The organism is Microvirga aerilata, from assembly GCF_016743775.1.
Taxonomy (GTDB): Bacteria; Pseudomonadota; Alphaproteobacteria; order Rhizobiales; family Beijerinckiaceae; genus Microvirga; species Microvirga aerilata.
Window position 1 is genome coordinate 40,556 of record NZ_JAEQMY010000001.1, and the last position, 17,571, is coordinate 58,126.

The 17,571-nt window shown below is 65.2% G+C and carries 17 protein-coding genes and 1 tRNA gene; 2 read left to right on the forward strand and 16 right to left on the reverse strand.

Annotation, left to right across the window (positions count from 1 at the left end):
* Positions 1-5: 5 nt before the first annotated feature.
* The 8 genes from nuoH to JKG68_RS00220 all read right to left on the reverse strand — a co-directional run bounded on the left by nuoH (position 6) and on the right by JKG68_RS00220 (position 8,389).
* Positions 6-1,031 carry an NADH-quinone oxidoreductase subunit NuoH gene (nuoH, locus tag JKG68_RS00185; protein ID WP_202055076.1) on the reverse strand — a complete coding sequence of 342 codons (1,026 nt, stop codon included), beginning with the start codon at positions 1,029-1,031 and terminating at the stop codon, positions 6-8.
* Between the two features lie 12 nt (positions 1,032-1,043).
* Positions 1,044-3,122, reverse strand: coding sequence for an NADH-quinone oxidoreductase subunit NuoG (gene nuoG, locus JKG68_RS00190; protein ID WP_202055077.1), 2,079 nt, complete (start codon positions 3,120-3,122; stop codon positions 1,044-1,046).
* 8 nt (positions 3,123-3,130) lie between these two features.
* Entirely contained in the window at positions 3,131-4,432 is a 1,302-nt protein-coding gene (gene nuoF, locus JKG68_RS00195; RefSeq protein ID WP_202055078.1) for an NADH-quinone oxidoreductase subunit NuoF, read from the reverse strand.
* Positions 4,433-4,446: 14 nt separating this feature from the next.
* The gene (nuoE, locus tag JKG68_RS00200; RefSeq protein ID WP_202055079.1) at positions 4,447-5,505 is read right to left on the reverse strand and encodes an NADH-quinone oxidoreductase subunit NuoE; all 1,059 of its coding nucleotides are present in this window, start codon (positions 5,503-5,505) and stop codon (positions 4,447-4,449) included.
* 115 nt (positions 5,506-5,620) lie between these two features.
* Positions 5,621-6,811 (reverse strand): NADH-quinone oxidoreductase subunit D, encoded by a 1,191-nt coding sequence (locus JKG68_RS00205; RefSeq protein WP_202055080.1) that lies wholly within the window; start codon positions 6,809-6,811, stop codon positions 5,621-5,623.
* Positions 6,812-6,831: 20 nt separating this feature from the next.
* Complete coding sequence (locus JKG68_RS00210; RefSeq protein ID WP_202055081.1) at positions 6,832-7,434, reverse strand: NADH-quinone oxidoreductase subunit C; 603 nt, start codon at positions 7,432-7,434, stop codon at positions 6,832-6,834.
* A gap of 14 nt (positions 7,435-7,448) precedes the next feature.
* Positions 7,449-8,033: a NuoB/complex I 20 kDa subunit family protein gene (locus JKG68_RS00215; protein ID WP_202055082.1), complete on the reverse strand. Its 585-nt coding sequence runs from the start codon at positions 8,031-8,033 to the stop codon at positions 7,449-7,451.
* The gene (locus tag JKG68_RS00220; protein ID WP_202055083.1) at positions 8,024-8,389 is read right to left on the reverse strand and encodes an NADH-quinone oxidoreductase subunit A; all 366 of its coding nucleotides are present in this window, start codon (positions 8,387-8,389) and stop codon (positions 8,024-8,026) included. The genes JKG68_RS00215 and JKG68_RS00220 overlap by 10 nt, the downstream gene beginning before the upstream one ends.
* A gap of 630 nt (positions 8,390-9,019) precedes the next feature.
* On the opposite strand from JKG68_RS00220, the gene JKG68_RS00225 reads away from it, so the two are divergent.
* Entirely contained in the window at positions 9,020-9,922 is a 903-nt protein-coding gene (locus JKG68_RS00225; protein ID WP_202055084.1) for a hypothetical protein, read from the forward strand.
* Between the two features lie 55 nt (positions 9,923-9,977).
* Here the strand turns inward: JKG68_RS00225 and JKG68_RS00230 are convergent.
* The 7 genes from JKG68_RS00230 to JKG68_RS00260 all read right to left on the reverse strand — a co-directional run bounded on the left by JKG68_RS00230 (position 9,978) and on the right by JKG68_RS00260 (position 14,746).
* Positions 9,978-10,054 (reverse strand) — tRNA-Asp (locus JKG68_RS00230).
* Positions 10,055-10,467: 413 nt separating this feature from the next.
* Positions 10,468-10,971, reverse strand: a complete 504-nt coding sequence (locus JKG68_RS00235) for a MerR family transcriptional regulator (protein ID WP_202055085.1) — start codon at positions 10,969-10,971, stop codon at positions 10,468-10,470.
* A gap of 22 nt (positions 10,972-10,993) precedes the next feature.
* Complete coding sequence (locus JKG68_RS00240; RefSeq protein WP_009491113.1) at positions 10,994-11,305, reverse strand: integration host factor subunit alpha; 312 nt, start codon at positions 11,303-11,305, stop codon at positions 10,994-10,996.
* Positions 11,306-11,432: 127 nt separating this feature from the next.
* Complete coding sequence (locus tag JKG68_RS00245; RefSeq protein ID WP_202055086.1) at positions 11,433-12,410, reverse strand: beta-ketoacyl-ACP synthase III; 978 nt, start codon at positions 12,408-12,410, stop codon at positions 11,433-11,435.
* Positions 12,411-12,499: 89 nt separating this feature from the next.
* Positions 12,500-13,534 carry a phosphate acyltransferase PlsX gene (gene plsX, locus JKG68_RS00250; protein WP_202055087.1) on the reverse strand — a complete coding sequence of 345 codons (1,035 nt, stop codon included), beginning with the start codon at positions 13,532-13,534 and terminating at the stop codon, positions 12,500-12,502.
* Positions 13,535-13,688: 154 nt separating this feature from the next.
* Complete coding sequence (locus JKG68_RS00255) at positions 13,689-14,204, reverse strand: YceD family protein (RefSeq protein WP_202055088.1); 516 nt, start codon at positions 14,202-14,204, stop codon at positions 13,689-13,691.
* 11 nt (positions 14,205-14,215) lie between these two features.
* Positions 14,216-14,746, reverse strand: coding sequence for a ubiquinol-cytochrome C chaperone family protein (locus tag JKG68_RS00260; RefSeq protein WP_202055089.1), 531 nt, complete (start codon positions 14,744-14,746; stop codon positions 14,216-14,218).
* A gap of 103 nt (positions 14,747-14,849) precedes the next feature.
* Between JKG68_RS00260 and JKG68_RS00265 the strand changes: the two genes are divergently transcribed.
* Positions 14,850-15,302, forward strand: a complete 453-nt coding sequence (locus tag JKG68_RS00265; protein WP_202055090.1) for an outer membrane protein assembly factor BamE — start codon at positions 14,850-14,852, stop codon at positions 15,300-15,302.
* A gap of 130 nt (positions 15,303-15,432) precedes the next feature.
* Here the strand turns inward: JKG68_RS00265 and JKG68_RS00270 are convergent, their stop codons facing one another.
* Entirely contained in the window at positions 15,433-17,559 is a 2,127-nt protein-coding gene (locus JKG68_RS00270; protein WP_202055357.1) for a sodium-translocating pyrophosphatase, read from the reverse strand.
* Between the last annotated feature and the right edge of the window lie 12 nt (positions 17,560-17,571).

Consider the following 17,571-nt stretch of genomic DNA (forward strand, 5'->3'; position numbering starts at 1 on the left):
CTCCGTTAGCGCATGCCCGGCGCATTGCCGGTGGCCATCAGGACGCCTGCCACGATCACCACCATGGCGAGCGAGAGCGGAAGAAAGACCTTCCAGCCGAGGCGCATGAGCTGATCGTAGCGGTAGCGTGGCACCAGGGCTTTCACCATGGCGATGAGGATGAAGAGGAAGCTCGCCTTCAGGACGAACCAGATGACGCCCGGCACCCAGGTAAACGGCGCGAACGGGATCGGCGACAGCCAGCCGCCCAGGAACAGGATCGTCCCGAGGGCGCACATGGTCATGATGGCCACGTACTCGCCGAGCATGAAGAGCAGGTACGGGGTCGAGGAATACTCCACCATGTAGCCTGCCACCAGCTCCGACTCGGCCTCGGGCAGGTCGAAGGGCGGGCGGTTGGTCTCGGCCATGGCCGAGATGAAGAACACCACGAACATCGGGAAGAGCGGCAGCCAGTACCAGCCGAGGATCCCTAAGCTGGTGTTCTGCGACTCGACGATCTGCGACAGGTTCAAGGTGCCTGCGCACATGAGCACCGTCACGATCACGAAGCCGATGGACACCTCGTAGGAGACCATCTGGGCCGCCGAGCGCAGCGCCCCGAGGAACGGGTACTTCGAGTTCGAGGCCCAGCCGCCCATTATGACGCCGTAGACGCCCAGCGACGAGATCGCGAAGATGTAGAGAATGCCCACATTGATGTCCGCGATCGCCCAGCCCGCATTGAGCGGGATCACCGCCCAGGCGGCCAGCGACAGTGTACACATGAGCAAGGGCGCCAGCAGGAACATGCCCTTGTTGGCCGGAGCCGGGATCACCGGCTCCTTCAGCACGAACTTGAGCAGGTCCGCGAATGACTGGAGCAGGCCCCAGGGGCCGACCACGTTCGGGCCCCGGCGCAGCTGGACCGCCGCCCATACCTTGCGGTCGGCATAGAGCGCGTAGGCGATGAAGATGAGCAGGGCGACCAGCATGAGCAGGCTCTGGCCCAGCATGATCGCGACCGCGAGAACGATATCCCCAAATTCCATGATCCGTTCCTCTTACTCAGCCGCCTCGAGCTTCAGCTCACGGGCGAGCGCGGAGCACTCGGCCATGACGCCGGAGGCGCGGGCAATCGGGTTCGTCAGATAGAAGTCCTGCACCGGGCTCACGAACGCCTCGCGCCCCAGGTTGCCGCCGATGCCGGCAAGCGCCTGGATGGCGGCGGCACCGTCGGCCGGCTGAACCATCTCGATGCCGGCGAAATGCGGATGGGACGCATAAAGCTTCGCCCGAAGAGCGTTCAGGGAGTCGAAGGGCAGGCGGTGACCCAGCACGTCCGACAGGGCGCGCAGGATCGCCCAATCCTCGCGGGCCTCGCCGGGCGCGAAGGCTGCGCGGTTGGCAAGCTGCACCCGGCCTTCCGTGTTCACGTAAGTGCCGGACTTCTCCGTATAGGTTGCCGCCGGCAGGATCACGTCGGCCCGGTGGGCGCCACGGTCGCCATGGGTGCCCTGGTAGACGACGAAGGCGCCGGGCGCGATCTCGATCTCGTCCGCGCCGAGGTTGAACAGCACGTCCACCCCGCCCTGCGCCATCTCTTGCGCCGTGACGCCCCCCTCGCCCGGCACGAGGCCGAGGTCGAGCGCGCCGACGCGGGAGGCGGCGGTGTGCAGGATCGAGAAGCCGTTCCAGCCCTCGTTCACGGCGCCGACGTCACGGGCAAGCCCGGCGGCTGCGGAGAGAACCGCGAGACCATCCGGACGGGTGAGAGCGCCCTGCCCCACGATGATCAGCGGACGCTCGGCGCCCCGCAGCTTCTCCATGAAGCTGTGGCGGCCGGAGACCAGATCCGCCAGGGTCTCGGGGCCTGCGCCCAGATACTCGTAGGGGTAGGTCAGATCCGCATGCTCGCCGATCAGCGCGATCGGCGGCGGAGCCACGCGCCAGCGCTTGCGGATGCGCACGTTGACGAGCGATGCCTCGAGGCGCGGATTGGAGCCCACGATCAGGATCGCGTCCGCATCCTCGATGCCGGAGATGGTGGTGTTGAACAGGTAGGAGCCCCGGCCGTAGGCCGACGAGAGCACCGTGCCGTCTTGGCGGGCGTCGATATTGGTCACGCCGAGGCTCTGCATGAGGAGCTTCAGGGCAAACATTTCCTCGACGGCCGCAAGATCGCCCACGATGGCGCCGATGCGCTGGGGCGACGTGCTCTTCACCCGGTTGGCGATGGTGGCGAACGCCTCCTGCCAGGACGCCGGCCGCAGGCGGCCGTTGTCGCGCACGAAGGGCCGGTCCAGGCGCTGGAGGCGCAGGCCGTCCACGATGTGGCGGGTCTTGTCGGTGATCCACTCCTCGTTCACCGCCTCGTTCACGCGCGGAAGGATGCGCATGACCTCGCGGCCACGGGAATCGACCCGGATCGACGATCCGACCGCGTCCATCACGTCGACGGAATCAGTCTTGGTGAGTTCCCAGGGACGGTAGTGATAGGACTCGGGCTTGTGGGTGAGCGCGCCCACCGGGCAGAGATCCGCCACGTTGGCCTGCAGCTCGGAGCCGAGGGCCTTCTCGAGATAGCTCGTGATCTCCATGTCCTCGCCGCGCCACAGGGCGCCGAGATCCGACACGCCGGCCACTTCGGCCGAGAAGCGGATGCAGCGGGTGCAGTGGATGCACCGGTTCATGGAGGTGCGCACCAGCGGGCCGAGATACTTGTCGGTGACCGCGCGCTTGTTCTCGTGGAAGCGGCTCGTGTCGACGCCGTAGGCCATGGCCTGGTCCTGCAGGTCGCACTGGCCGCCCTGGTCGCAGATCGGGCAGTCGAGCGGGTGGTTGATGAGGAGGAACTCCATCACCCCTTCCCGCGCCTTCTTGACCGTCGGCGACTTGGTGGAGATCTCCGGCGGCTCGCCGTTCGGGCCGGGACGGCAGTCGCGCACGCCCCAGGCGCAGGACGCCACCGGCTTCGGCGCACCCTTCACCTCGACGAGACACATGCGGCAGTTGCCGGCAATCGAGAGCCGCTCGTGGTAGCAAAAGCGCGGAATTTCCGCCCCGGCCGCTTCGGCGGCCTGGAGCAGGGTGTATTCCGCAGGAACGTCGACCTCGACGCCATCAACGATGATTTTCGTCATCTTCAATCTCACTCCGCCGCGATCATGACGGCTTCGGAATGCGGGTTCGCCGCGTAATCGTCGATCCGCTTCTCGATCTCGTGACGGAAGTGGCGGATCAGACCCTGGACCGGCCAAGCCGCCGCGTCGCCGAGCGCGCAGATGGTGTGGCCTTCGATCTGGGTCGAGACTTCAAGGAGCATGTCGATCTCGCGCTTCTGGGCGCGCCCTTCGGCCATGCGGTTGAGCACGCGCCACATCCAGCCCGTGCCCTCGCGGCACGGAGTGCACTGGCCGCAGCTCTCGTGCTTGTAGAAATAGGCCAGACGGGCGATGGCGCGGACGATGTCGGTGGACTTGTCCATCACGATCACGGCGGCGGTGCCCAGACCCGACTTCAGGTTCCGCAGCGTGTCGAAATCCATATGGGCGTCGGCGATCTGCTCGGCCGGAACGATCGGCACGGAGGATCCGCCCGGGATGACGCCGAGGAGGTTGTCCCAGCCGCCCCGGATGCCGCCGCAATGGCGGTCGATCAGCTCGCGGAAGGTGAGGCCCATGGCCTCTTCCACGTTGCAGGGCTTGTTCACGTGGCCCGACACGCAGAAGAGCTTGGTGCCCACGTTGTTCGGGCGGCCGATGCCGGAGAACCAGGCGGCGCCCCGGCGCAGGATCGTGCCGGCGACCGCGATGGACTCCACGTTGTTCACCGTCGTCGGGCAGCCGTAGAGGCCCATATTGGCCGGGAACGGCGGCTTGAGGCGCGGCATGCCCTTCTTGCCCTCCATGCTCTCGATGAGAGCCGTCTCCTCGCCGCAGATGTAGGCGCCTGCGCCGTGGTGAACGTAGAGGTCGAAGGGATAGCCGTGGATGTTGTCCTTGCCGATGAGCTTGGCCTCGTAGGCCTCGTCCACCGCCCGCTGAAGCGCGAAACGCTCGGCCACGTACTCGCCGCGGATGTATATGTAGGCCGCATGCGCCCCCATGGCGAAGGACGCGAGAAGGCAGCCCTCGACCAGGAGATGCGGATCGTTCCGCATGATCTCACGGTCTTTGCAGGTGCCCGGCTCCGACTCGTCCGCGTTCACGACCAGGTAGTGCGGACGTCCGTCCGACTGCTTCGGCATGAAGGACCATTTCAGGCCCGTGGGGAAGCCCGCGCCGCCGCGGCCGCGCAGGCCCGACGCCTTCATCTCGTTGACGATCCAGTCGCGCCCCTGCTCGAGCAGGAACTTGGTTCCATCCCAAGCCCCGCGCATCTTCGCGGCCTTGAGGTCCGGCGAATGGAAGCCGTAGAGGTTGGTGAAAATACGATCTCTGTCCTGAAGCATTCCCGACATCTCCATCAGGACGTCATGTTGTCTTTGTCGACGACCACGTCCGGCTTGCTTTCGCTGCCGTCGCGGCGTGTCTCGGCTTGTGCAGGCGGCGTTCCGGCCTCCGGCGTCGTCGGGCTTTCCGGCACGGGCGATCCCCCTTCCGGTTTCGACGGCGTCGTCACGTAGGACTTGCTGCTCTGCGGAGCGGGCCTTGCGCCCTCCTCCGTATGCGACTTGCCCTTGGTGGCCGTCGACGGATCGGCGGCTTCCTTGCGGTCGACCGGGTTGATCGGCGTCTCGCCTTCTTTCGCACGCTCGGCCGGCGTATCGGCAGCGCCGGTTTCGATGGCCCGTCCGGCACCGGGCCGTCCCGCCTTGCCGGGGACGCTCTCCAAGGCAGCGGCGGCTTCACCGGTTTCGGCAGCCTTGGCCTGCTCCTCGAAGCGGTTGCGCCAGGCGCCGACGAGCGAACCGTCATAGAGAGACGGGTCCTGCAGGGTGTTCACGGCCTCGAACGGCTCGGACCGGTTGCGGCCGATCTGCGAGCCTTTGCGCACAGGGCGACCGGCCTCGAGATCGTCGAGAAGCTTCTCGAAGTTCTCCGTGGTCAGGTCTTCGTAGTAGTCGTCGTTGATCTGCACCATCGGCGCGTTGGAGCAGGCTCCCAGGCACTCGACCTCGAGCCACGAGAAGGTGCCGTTGGACGGGATGTGGTTGGCATCCCCGATGCGGCGCTCCAGCACCTTCTTGATGTCGGCGGCGCCGCGCAGCATGCAGGGCGTCGTGCCGCAGAACTGGATGAAATACTTTCCGACCGGCTCCAGGTTGAACATCGTGTAGAAGGTCGCCACCTCCATCACGCGGATCACCGGCATGTCGAGCCGGGCCGCCACGGCCTCGATGGCCTTGCGCGGCAGCCAGCCGCCCGCCTGCTCCTGGGCTTTGCCGAGCACGGCGATGATGGCCGAGGCCTGACGGCCCGGCGGATACTTGGCGATCTGCTGATCCACGAACGCCTCGTTCTCGGGGGAGAACACGAAGCTTTCCGGCTGCAACTCTTCAGGCGCGAGCTTACGAACGGCCATACACTCTTCTCCTCATCGTCATGGCCGGTCTTGTGCCCGGCCATTCACGACTTGAACTTGTCCAGCACGCCTCAAAGAGCGTGATGCCGGCGCCGGATCCGGAGCCGGGTTGTCTTTAACGGTCGACCTCGCCGAACACGATGTCGAGGGAGCCCAGAACGCCTGCGACGTCGGCCAGCATGTGGCCGCGGCACATGAAGTCCATGCCCTGCATGTGGGCGAAGCCCGGGGCGCGGATCCTGCAGCGATAGGCCTTGTTGGTGCCGTCCGACACGAGGTACACGCCGAACTCGCCCTTCGGGGCTTCCACGGCGGCATAGACCTCGCCCGCAGGGACGTGGAAGCCTTCCGTGTAGAGCTTGAAGTGGTGGATCAGCGCTTCCATCGAGCGCTTCATGTCCTTGCGCGAGGGCGGGGCGATCTTGCCGTCGAGGGTGGTCACGGGGCCCTGCCCGTCCGGCGCCCGCAGCTTGGTGATGCACTGGCGCATGATGCGCACGGACTGGCGCATCTCCTCCATGCGGATCACCTGGCGGTCGTAGTTGTCCCCGTTGAGGCCCACCGGGATGTCGAACTCCATCTCCTCGTAGCACTCGTAGGGCTGCGACTTGCGTAGGTCCCAGGCCACGCCGCAGCTGCGCACGAGCGGACCGGAGAAGCCCCAGGTCCAGCAATCGTCGAGCGTGATCGTGCCGATGTCGACGTTGCGCTGCTTGAAGATGCGGCTGCCCATGACGAGGGTGTCGAGATCGTCGAGAACCTGCAGGAAGGGGTCGCAGAAGGCCTCGATGTCGTCGATCAGCTCCGGCTGGATGTCCATGTTCACGCCGCCGGGGCGGAAATAGTTGGCATGCAGGCGCGAGCCCGAGACGCGCTCGTAGAAGATCATCAGCTTCTCGCGCTCCTCGAAGCCCCAGAGGGGCGGCGTGAGCGCGCCGACGTCCATGGCCTGCGTGGTCACGTTGAGAAGATGCGACAGCAGGCGTCCGATTTCGGCGAAGAGCACCCGGATCAGCTGGGCCCGGCGGGGCACCTGGATGCCGAGGAGCTTCTCGATCGTGAGGCAGTAGGCATGTTCCTGGTTCATCGGCGCGACGTAGTCGAGCCGGTCGAAATAGGGATTGGCCTGAACGTAGGTCTTGTACTCGATCAGCTTCTCGGTGCCCCGGTGGAGCAGGCCGATATGCGGATCCACGCGCTCGACCACCTCGCCGTCCAGCTCCAGCACGAGGCGCAGAACGCCGTGCGCCGCCGGATGCTGCGGGCCGAAGTTGATCGTGAAGTTGCGGATGTTGTGCTCGCTCATAGGTCGCCTTCTCCGCCCCTTTAAGCCTTGGCCTTCTCGTCGCCCGGCAGCACGTAGTCCGTGCCTTCCCAGGGCGAGAGGAAGTCGAAGTTGCGGAACTCCTGGCTGAGCTTCACCGGCTCGTAGACCACGCGCCCCTGGCCGTCGTCGTAGCGAACCTCGACATAGCCGGTCATCGGGAAGTCCTTGCGCAGGGGATGCCCCTCGAACCCGTAGTCGGTGAGGATCCGGCGCAGGTCCGGGTGCCCGGTGAACAGGATGCCGTACATGTCGTAGGCTTCGCGCTCGTACCAGTTCGCCGCCGCGAAGACGCCGTTGAGCGAAGCGACGGGGGTGACCTCGTCCGTCTCCACCTTCACGCGGATGCGGCGGTTATGGTGCGGGGCCAGGAAATGGTAGACCACGTCGAAGCGCCGCTCGCGGGCCGGATAGTCCGCGCCGCAGATGTCGATGAAGCACACGAACCGGCACTGCGGGTCGTCCCGCAGGAAGGTCGCCACCCGCACGATGTCCTCGCGGCGGGCGACGATCGTCAGCTCGTCATAGGCGATGGCCCGATCCTCGATCGCCTCGCCGAGGGACGAGGCGATGTGATCGCTCAGGGCTTGGAGCTCAGCACTCATGCAATGACCTTTGCTCAGCGCTCGATGGTGCCGGTGCGGCGGATCTTCTTCTGAAGGAGCAGCACGCCGTAGAGGAGCGCTTCCGCAGTCGGAGGGCATCCCGGCACGTAGATGTCGACCGGCACGATGCGGTCGCAGCCACGAACCACCGAGTAGGAATAGTGATAGTAGCCGCCGCCATTGGCGCAGGAGCCCATGGAGATGACGTAGCGCGGCTCCGGCATCTGGTCATAGACCTTGCGGAAGGCGGGCGCCATCTTGTTCGTCAGCGTGCCGGCCACGATCATCACGTCCGACTGGCGCGGCGAGGCGCGGGGCGCGAAGCCGAAGCGCTCTGCGTCGTAGCGCGGCATGGACATCTGCATCATCTCGACGGCGCAGCAGGCCAAGCCGAAGGTCATCCACATGAGCGAGCCGGTGCGCGCCCAGGTGATGAGGTCCTCGGTGGACGTGACGAGAAAGCCCTTGTCGGACAGTTCCTCGTTGATCGAGACGAAATAGGGATCGGTCGAACCGACAGGCTTGCCCGTATTGGGATCGATGACGCCGCGGGGGGCCGGAGCCACCAGGGTCGACTGGTTATCGGAGATCAATCCCATTCCAGGGCCCCCTTCTTCCACTCATAAACGAATCCGACCGTGAGGACGCCCAGGAAGATCATCATGGAGATGAAACCGAACCAGCCCAGTCCCCCGAACGTGATGGCCCAGGGGAACAGGAACGCCACTTCCAGGTCGAAGATGATAAAAAGGATGGCGACGAGGTAGAACCGCACGTCGAACTTCATGCGGGCATCGTCGAAGGCATTGAACCCGCACTCGTAGGCGGACAGCTTCTCGGTGTCGGGGCGGCTGTAGGCAACCAGGAACGGCGCCACGAGCAGCGCCACCCCGATCAGGAGCGACACGCCGATGAAGATTACGAGAGGCAGGTAGTCGGCGAGGAGATTCGTCATGCGACACCTAGAAGGAACGAAGTCCGGCTCTTAGCCGGGAATATGTTACGCATTTAGGCCTCAGAAAGGCCCAAAACAGCCCCCTGCGACAACACGCTGATTGCGCGGAGGCTTAGCTGAGTTCCCCTTCCCTGACAAGTGTTTGCACTGCCGCAAAAAGAACCATTCCAAACCCCCAATCAGCTTTTTGCATGGCTCGGCCCCGCCGCAATCGGTCAAGCTTGGATCTCCCGGCTGCCCATGCGCCGTTCCTGGGGCGGTGCGCCGGAAGCCGTTCGCCTGCAGGCAGCGGCTCAACCCGGATGCTCCTGCCCTCGGTATCATTCCCGGCCGGGCGGTGGAGGCGAGGGGATCCATAGGGTTGAGGCTGGTCGTGAATCCCCTTCCCTCGCCTACGGCTCGCCGGGGATGACAGAGTCGTGCTGCCCCGGTGTCATTCCCGGCCGGAGCGAAGCGGAGGGGAAGGGGATCCACTCACACGCACAACGCCATGCCCCCCTTCCCGGCCATCGCCTGCCCGGAGACGACACTTGCCGGGAACTCAAGTCACCCCCCACCTGCCGGAAGACTTGTTCGAAGCACCCCTGCGATCCTATAATGCAGCGATATTGCATTCCATGTGGATTTGATATGCGCACATTCTACCAAGGGGCAGCGGCCATCGCGCTCACCTGCATCGTATCGGCTGACGCTTCGGCACAGGGATCGCCGAGGAGCAAGCGCTTCGAGCCGCTGACAGGCCGCCTGTTCCTGATGGTGGAGTTGAAAGGCCAGGGCAGGAAGGACCTTTCGAACAAGGTCGAGTGGTACCGGCTCGCGGCCGACCGCAGGCTGGAACTCGAGCTTGCCATGTACATGCTCTTGAAGAGCCCGGCTCCTACGCTCACGGTCGGCGGCATCGACAAGAACAATGCGCCCATGCCCGCAGGCATGGAGGCCATCAAGAACGCGGTCGAGGGGTGCAACGGGGACCAGAACTGCGAAAGCCAGGCTATGGCGGCCGTCGCCCAGAAGATGATGGCCAACCCTGGAGTCCTGGCAGCCATGCAGCCGGACGATACCCGGTTCGAGAACTGGTGCGCCGACCGCCGCGGACCCTGCGCCTCGGGTACGCTCAGGGTGGACGACGAGGGGGACGGCATGAACATTTCCCCTCCGGCGCCGGCCAAGCCCTACCGGTTCAAACGCAGCGGAACCCTGGAGCTTGCGCCCCAGAGCGCGGACCTCCTGGACCGGGCCTGCAAAGCGGAGATCTCGGTTGATCGTCAGAAAGGCCTTCTGAGCATGCGGCTCGGCGGGCTCAACATTCCGGTCCCCGTTCGGATGACCGGCCAAGCCTACACGGCGGAAAAGTCCGTTCTCTTTCTCGAGGGCAGCAAAGGGATCGAGCTCTTCGACCAGGCTGTCAGCACTGATGCGACCACATGGTCCGGGCAGAGCCAGCTGGAAAAGATCGGCTCGGTTTCCCACAATTCCGGGCAGACGGTCGCGCCGATGTCAGGCAAGCTGACTTGGCGCTTCGTTCGCGATTAAGCTGCGCCCAGGGCAACAGCCGGACTTCGCTTCCGACGAATTTTTGGAGGGGAAGTGGCGCGGGCGACGGGGCTCGAACCCGCGACCTCCGGCGTGACAGGCCGGCACTCTAACCGACTGAGCTACGCCCGCGCATCGGACCGCCGAAGCGGTGTGGGTGCGGTTTAAGGGCCACCCCGACCCCTGTCAAGGGTGCAAAGCGGCCATTTTGAAAACGATCCGGGAAACCTGCATCTCGTAGGCAGCAGGGGGCTCAGCACTGCCTTCCAAAACGCGGCAGTAACACGAAACCATTGCGCAGCGCTTGATGAAGATTCCCTTCCCTCGCTGACGCTCGCCGGGGATGACAAAGGAGTGCCAACGGAGATGACAGGGTGGTGCCGCCTCCGGTGTCATTCCCGGCCGGAGATGGCGCAAGCCATCGCAGGGGAAGGGAATTCACTCACACTCTCAGCGCTATGGATCCCCTTCCCGGTCCTACGGAGCGCCGGGGATGACACTGGAGGGGGAGTTGAGCCATCGGCTGAAACCCAGCCCCTCAGGTCTCACTCACCAATCGAAGCCTCGCCCGCGCTTTTGAGGGAGGTCAGAACGCGATCGCACTCGAACAGCTCGTCGAGGGCCGCCTGCAGGCAGCGAAGCGCTTCTTCCGGCAGGCCCGTCCGGCATGGCTCGGCAGGCGCGTCGGCCTCATCGAGGAATGGGAGCTCTGCAAGGCCCTCTGCCTCCTCCGCCGGGGCACGCGCGCCTTCGGGATGCAGCGCGGAGACGCTCTGCTCCCCCCGCCCGACCGCATGAACGAAGCGGACGCCCTCCTCCTTCAGGATGCGCTGGACGCCCTTGATCGTATAGCCTTCGCCATACAGCAGATGCCGGATGCCTTTGAGCAGATCGACATCGTCGGGACGGTAGTAGCGCCGCCCGCCGCCGCGCTTCAGCGGCTTGATGTGTGAAAAGCGTGTTTCCCAGAAGCGGAGCACATGTTGGGGAACGTCGAGGTCTTCGGCGACCTCGCTGATGGTGCGAAATGCATCCGGGCTTTTGTCCATGGCGCCGCTCGCCATCGCCGGTTCAGTCCTCGCCTTCGAAGGTTTCGCCGTTGATATGGGCCTTCAGAACATTCGAAGGCTTGAACACCATGACCCGGCGGGGGTCGATCGGCACCTCGACCCCGGTTTTGGGATTGCGGCCGACGCGCTCGCCCTTGCTGCGCACGATGAACGAGCCGAAGGAGGAGAGCTTCACGGTTTCGCCGGCAGCCAGGCTGTCGCAGATCTCCGCCAGAACGCGCTCGACCAGCTCAGCCGATTCGGTACGGGAGAGACCCACCTTCTGGTATACGGCCTCGCTCAGGTCCGCCCTCGTTATCGTCTTGCCAGCCATTGAGCTCCCCAGCACGAATGAGATCGTTGGTCTTATCGTCTCTGACGACGCTAGGCAGATGACCTCCTATGGTCAACCGCCAAGGTCAATTTCCCGAACGCCACGAAGGCCGAACGCCCCGAATATCCTACCAGCGGATCAGCGCGCTGCCCCAGGTGAAGCCGCCGCCGATCGCCTCGATCATCACCAGATCGCCGTCCTGGATCCGCCCGTCCTTGCGGGCGGCGTCGAGGGCCAGCGGAATCGAGGCGGCGGAGGTGTTGCCGTGCTTGTTCACGGTGATAACCACCTTCTCCGGCGCGATGCCGAGCTTGTCGGCGCTCGCGGTGATGATGCGCTTGTTGGCCTGGTGCGGCACGAACCATTTCAGCTCGTCGGCGCTGGTCCCCGTGGCCTTGAAGGCGTCCTGCACCACGTCGGCGACCATGCCCACGGCGAACTTGAACACCTCGCGGCCTTCCATCTTCAGGACGCCGGTGGTCTTGGTCGAGCCCGGCCCGCCGTCGACGTAGAGCTTGTCCCGGTAGCGCCCGTCGGAGCGCAGGTGCGACGTCAGCACGCCCCGGTCGGCGGAGGTGCCCTCCCCCTCCTGCGCCTCGAGCACGAGGGCGCCGGCCCCGTCGCCGAAGAGAACGCAGGTGGTGCGGTCGTTCCAGTCGAGGATGCGCGAGAAGGTCTCGGCGCCGATCACGAGGGCGCGCTTGTGCGAGCCGGACTGCAGGAACTTGTCCGCGGTCGAAACCGCATAGACGAAGCCCGTGCAGACGGCCTGAAGGTCGAAGGCGGCCCCATGGGTCATGCCAAGGCCCGTCTGGATCATCGTGGCGGTCGACGGGAAGGTGTAATCCGGGGTCGAGGTGGCGCAGATGACGAGGTCGATGTCGTCGGCCGTAAGCCCCGCATCGGCGAGCGCCGCCTCCGCCGCCTTGATGCCGAGCACCGAGGTGGTCTCATCGTCCTCCGCGATATGACGCTCCTCGATGCCGGTCCGCTGCACGATCCAATCGTGCGAGGTCTCGACCAGCTTCTCGAGATCCTGGTTCGTCAGCTTGCGCCTCGGCAGATAGGAGCCGACGCCGCGTACAATGGAGCGGGTGCGTTTCAAGGTGCGCCTTCCTACGGCATGACCCGGACGGGCCGGAACCGGTCGTCCAGGGGGATCATGCCATATCCAAATACGAGCACGGTGGTGCTCTAAACCGTTTGTCCGACCGGGTCATGCTCCAGCATGGCCCGGATTGTGTTCATCAATTCGAAATGCGCCATGTCGTAGGCCACGTCGATGGCGCTGGCGAAGCCGAGGTCGTCGGTGCCGCCATGGCTTTTGACGACCACCCCTTCGAGCCCCAGGAAGACCCCGCCGTTGACCTTGCGCGGGTCCATCTTGTCCCTGAGAGCGTTAAAAGCCTGTTTCGCGAACAGATAGCCGATCTTCGCCATCAGGGTCCGGCTCATGGCAGAGCGCAGATACTGGGCGATCTGCTTGGCGGTTCCTTCAGCGGTCTTCAGGGCGATGTTGCCCGTGAAGCCCTCGGTCACCACCACGTCGACCGTTCCCTTGCCGAGATCGTCGCCCTCCACGAAGCCATGGTAGTTCAGGTGCGGAAGGTTCGATTCCTTCAGGAGCCGACCGGCTTCCTTGACGGCCTCGATCCCCTTGATCTCCTCGGTGCCGACGTTGAGGAGCCCGACGGTCGGGCGCTCCAGGTCGAACACGATGCGAGCCATGGCCGCGCCCATGATTGCCATATCCACCAGATGGCCCGCATCCGCGCCGATGGTCGCACCGACGTCGAGCACGATGCTCTCGCCCCGGGTGGTCGGCCACATGCAGGCGATGGCCGGGCGCTCGATATGCGCCATGGTCTTGAGGCAGACCTTGGCGGTTGCCATCAGGGCGCCGGTGTTGCCGGCGGACACCATCGCGTCCGCCTCCCCGTCCCTCACCGCCTGGACGGCGCGCCACATGGAGGACTTGCCCCGGCCCATGCGGATCGCCTGGCTCGGCTTCTCGTCCATGGCGATGGAAATGTCCGTATGGCGCAGCTCGGTGACTTCCTTGAGCCTGGGATGGGCGTTGAGTAGAGGCGCAACAACCGTCTCATCGCCGAACATGAGGAAGCGCAGGTCGGGGTGGCGCTCCAAGGCCAAGGCTGCGCCCGGGACGACGACGGACGGGCCATGATCGCCCCCCATCGCATCAAGCGAAATACGCACCGGCTTCGGCATGAACGGTCGTTCTTTCTTTTCAAGCTATTCGACAGGGGGCGGAAAATAGCGGTTTGCGGGGGCTCCGCAACTGAATTCTGCGGCCCGCCGAGCCGCAGAATCGTGCTCCGGGACCCGCCTCGGGGCCCTGAGCAAGCGGTCGACGGGCCGCTTCCTACTGCTGGCCCTTGAGCTTGTTCAGCGCCGCGAAGGGAGAATCCATCTCGTCGGTGGGGTCCCGGTAGTCGAAACCTACCCCGGGCTTGCGCGGATAGGGATCGAGGCCCAGCGCCAGGAACTCGGCCGTGAGGGCTCCCAAGTCGATCTGGCCGTTCACGATCTCGTCCGGCGGCTCGTACTCGTTGATGTCGGTGGGGGGCTCGGCCGGCATGCCGGAGGATTCGGCGAAGTCCACCTCGACCTCCTCCTCCACGTCGGAGTCGAAGTTCTCCAGGGTCGTGACGCAGACCTGGGTGATCGAGGCCTTGACCGTGCCCTTCACGTTGATGCCCTTGGCGGAGGTCTTCAGCATGAAGTCCCCGGAGAGCGCCCGTATGCCCGGCAGGCCGAAATCCTTCGCAAGGGCGGCGCATTCCTCGGGGGTCGCCTGCACATGGATCTCCTGCCCGCGCGGGGGGATCTTCATGACGTCGACGAGCCGCGACAACGGTCCCACGGTTTCAGGTGTCATGGGTGCGCTCCTCATGAAAAGGTTGCGGGTTCCGGGAAAGCCGGCCCTGTATCCATAAGCGTCTCCAGGCCCTGGGCCTTGAGGGCCCGGTCGGCTGCCAGGGCATAACGCGCAAGAGGGGCGGCAGGTGCATCGGTCCCGTAGGCGTTGCGGCCAAGGGCCACTGCGAGGCCCGCCTCGTCGGCATCGTTGAGCGGACCGTCATAGGCATGGGCGCGCCCATAGAACGATGCCGCCACCTTCTTCATCCGCTTCGGCACCACGGTGTCGCCCACGCCCATCTCCCGCAAGGAGGCGTCCATGTCCCGGAAGAAAGCCTCGGTCAGGTCCCTGGCGATCTCGTCGGCGGGAGACGGAAAGCCGCGCAAGGCCCGCAGGGCCAGCACCATGTGCAGGCACAGGGCTTCGAACCGCCCCTCCAGGGTGTCCGGGATGCCGAGTGCCGCATACAGCCCCGGTGCGCGGGACGCCGTGGCGATTCCCTTGTAGAGGGTCGCGATGGCGGTGCGCCGGGGATCCTTGCGGAAGAGACTGAAGATCACGGCTCTTGCCCTTCCAAGCTTGTCAAAATCGTAACCTCGGGTTACGCCATCACGATCCGTAGGCGCAAGCTTATCCGCGCCGCTTTTCTGGAAGAACCGTACGATGCGTCGATATCATCCTCTTTTGGTGCGCCTGGCTACCGCGACTCTCCTCGCCTCGTCCGTTGCCGCCTGCACGATGGGCGAAGACTTCCACCGCGGCTATCTCGTGGATGAGCGCGCCATCTCGCAGGTCAGGAAGGGCATGAGCGCCGACCAGGTCCTCCAGACCCTCGGAACGCCCTCCACTGTGTCCACCGTGGGCAACCGGAACTGGTACTACATCAGCCAGAAGTCCCGCCGCACCCTCCAGTTCATGGGCGAGCAGGTGGTGGATCAGCAGGTCACGGCGGTGTACTTCGACAACAACCTGAGGGTCGAGCGCATCGCGCTGTACGGCCTCCAGGACGGCCGGGTGTTCGACTTCATCAGCCGCACCACCCCGGCGGGCGGCGAGGAATCGAGCTTCCTCGGCCAGATCTTCCGCGGCGTGAACAGCTTCAACCCGTTCGGCTGATCCGCACCTTCCCTCGAGAGCTTTCAGAATGGCCGGGCTTCGTCCCGGCCATTTTCGTGTTTGAGCCCCTGAGCCCAAAAAGAAACCCGCGGCATTTGCCGCGGGCTCGGATCGTTTGAGTGCTGCCGCTTTAGGAGTGCGCGAGGATCGCGAGCAGCAGAAGGGCGATGATGTTGGTGATCTTGATCGCCGGGTTGACGGCGGGACCCGCCGTATCCTTGTAGGGGTCGCCGACGGTATCGCCGGTCACCGAGGCCTTGTGAGCCTCGGAGCCCTTATGGTGAGTCGTGCCGGAGCTGTCCGTGAAGCCGTCCTCGAAGGACTTTTTGGCGTTGTCCCACGCGCCGCCGCCCGAGGTCATCGAGATGGCGACGAACAGGCCGGTGACGATCACGCCGAGCAGCATGGCGCCCAGGGCCGAGAAGGCCTGGGACTTGCCCGCAACCCAGTAGATCACGAAGTAGGTGACAATCGGCGCCAGCACCGGCAGGAGCGAGGGCACGATCATCTCCTTGATCGCGGCCCGGGTCAGCATGTCGACCGCGCGCCCGTAATCGGGACGGTCGGTGCCGGCCATGATGCCGGGCTTCTCGCGGAACTGACGGCGCACCTCCTCCACGACCGCGCCGGCCGCCCGGCCCACCGCCGTCATGGCGATGCCGCCGAACAGGAACGGGATGAGGCCGCCGAACAGCAGACCCACCACCACATAGGGGTTGGTGAGGGAGAAGTCCGGCGCCACGCCCTGGAAGTACGGGTACTGCGCCGCATTCTGCGTGAAGTAGTTCAGGTCCGACGTATAGGCCGCGAACAGCACGAGGGCGCCCAGGCCCGCCGAGCCGATGGCATAGCCCTTGGTCACCGCCTTGGTGGTGTTGCCGACGGCATCCAGCGCGTCCGTGGACTTGCGAACCTCCTTGGGCAGGCCCGCCATCTCGGCAATGCCGCCCGCGTTGTCGGTCACCGGGCCGAAGGCGTCGAGGGCCACGATCATGCCGGCGAGCGCCAGCATGGCGGTGACCGCGATCGCAATGCCGAAGAGGCCGGCGAGCTTGAAGGCCACGATTATGCCCGCGATGATCACGATGGTGGGCAGCGCGGTGGATTCCAGCGAGACCGCGAGGCCCTGGATCACGTTCGTGCCGTGCCCCGTCACCGAGGACTGGGCGATGGACCGGACCGGGCGGAACCCGACGCCGGTGTAGTACTCGGTGATCACGACGATGAAGGCCGTCACAGCCAAGCCGATGAGCGCGCACCAGAACAGGTCGAGCCCCGTGAACTCGGCGCCGGCCACCTGGTCGAAGCCGATCATCTGCCATGTCACGAGGGCAATCGCGATGGCCGAGAGAACGCCCGTCACGATGAGCCCCTTGTAGAGCGCACCCATGATCGACTCGTTCTGCCCGAGCTTCACGAAGAAGGAGCCGATGATCGAGGTTACGATGCAGGCGGCGCCGATGCCCAGGGGGTACAGCAGCATCGTGTCCAGGTTCGCCTGGCCGGCGAAGAAGATCGCCGCCAGAACCATGGTGGCCACCACGGTCACCGCATAGGTCTCGAACAGGTCGGCCGCCATGCCGGCGCAGTCGCCGACATTGTCGCCCACGTTGTCGGCGATGGTGGCCGGGTTGCGCGGATCGTCCTCCGGGATGCCGGCTTCCACCTTGCCCACGAGATCGCCGCCCACGTCGGCGCCCTTGGTGAAGATGCCGCCGCCGAGACGGGCGAAGATGGAGATCAGGGAGGCTCCGAAGCCCAAGGCCACGAGGCTGTCGATCACCACCCGGTCGGACGGGTTGAGGCCCGAGATGCGGGTGAGATAGCCGTAGTAGAGCGCCACGCCGAGAAGCGCGAGGCCCGCCACCAGCATGCCCGTGACGGCGCCGGACTTGAAGGCCACGTCGAGGCCTCCTCCAAGGGACTGGGTAGCGGCCTGGGCCGTGCGCACATTGGCGCGAACCGACACGTTCATGCCGATGAAGCCCGCGAGACCCGACAGGATGGCCCCGATGGCAAAGCCGATGGCGACCCGAATCCCGAGCAGGTAGGCAATGACGGCGAACAGGATCACGCCCACGATGGCGATGGTGATGTATTGCCTGCGAAGATAGGCTTTCGCGCCTTCGGCGATCGCGCCCGCGATTTCCTGCATACGCTGAGAACCGGCGTCCCGCTTCATCACATCGCTGATGGCCCAGAAGCCATACGCGATCGATAGAAGACCGCCCAAGATAATAAGGGTCAGTGCCATCATGCCATCCTTGTT

Bases quoted from the DNA above. Each gene is read 5' to 3' on its own strand.
- nuoH (WP_202055076.1), bottom strand. From the start codon at position 1,031: ATGGAATTTGGGGATATCGTTCTCGCGGTCGCGATCATGCTGGGCCAG.
- nuoG (WP_202055077.1), bottom strand. From the start codon at position 3,122: ATGACGAAAATCATCGTTGATGGCGTCGAGGTCGACGTTCCTGCGGAA.
- nuoF (WP_202055078.1), bottom strand. From the start codon at position 4,432: ATGCTTCAGGACAGAGATCGTATTTTCACCAACCTCTACGGCTTCCAT.
- nuoE (WP_202055079.1), bottom strand. From the start codon at position 5,505: ATGGCCGTTCGTAAGCTCGCGCCTGAAGAGTTGCAGCCGGAAAGCTTC.
- JKG68_RS00205 (WP_202055080.1), bottom strand. From the start codon at position 6,811: ATGAGCGAGCACAACATCCGCAACTTCACGATCAACTTCGGCCCGCAG.
- JKG68_RS00210 (WP_202055081.1), bottom strand. From the start codon at position 7,434: ATGAGTGCTGAGCTCCAAGCCCTGAGCGATCACATCGCCTCGTCCCTC.
- JKG68_RS00215 (WP_202055082.1), bottom strand. From the start codon at position 8,033: ATGGGATTGATCTCCGATAACCAGTCGACCCTGGTGGCTCCGGCCCCC.
- JKG68_RS00220 (WP_202055083.1), bottom strand. From the start codon at position 8,389: ATGACGAATCTCCTCGCCGACTACCTGCCTCTCGTAATCTTCATCGGC.
- JKG68_RS00225 (WP_202055084.1), top strand. From the start codon at position 9,020: ATGCGCACATTCTACCAAGGGGCAGCGGCCATCGCGCTCACCTGCATC.
- JKG68_RS00235 (WP_202055085.1), bottom strand. From the start codon at position 10,971: ATGGACAAAAGCCCGGATGCATTTCGCACCATCAGCGAGGTCGCCGAA.
- JKG68_RS00240 (WP_009491113.1), bottom strand. From the start codon at position 11,305: ATGGCTGGCAAGACGATAACGAGGGCGGACCTGAGCGAGGCCGTATAC.
- plsX (WP_202055087.1), bottom strand. From the start codon at position 13,534: ATGCCGAAGCCGGTGCGTATTTCGCTTGATGCGATGGGGGGCGATCAT.
- JKG68_RS00255 (WP_202055088.1), bottom strand. From the start codon at position 14,204: ATGACACCTGAAACCGTGGGACCGTTGTCGCGGCTCGTCGACGTCATG.
- JKG68_RS00265 (WP_202055090.1), top strand. From the start codon at position 14,850: ATGCGTCGATATCATCCTCTTTTGGTGCGCCTGGCTACCGCGACTCTC.
- JKG68_RS00270 (WP_202055357.1), bottom strand. From the start codon at position 17,559: ATGATGGCACTGACCCTTATTATCTTGGGCGGTCTTCTATCGATCGCG.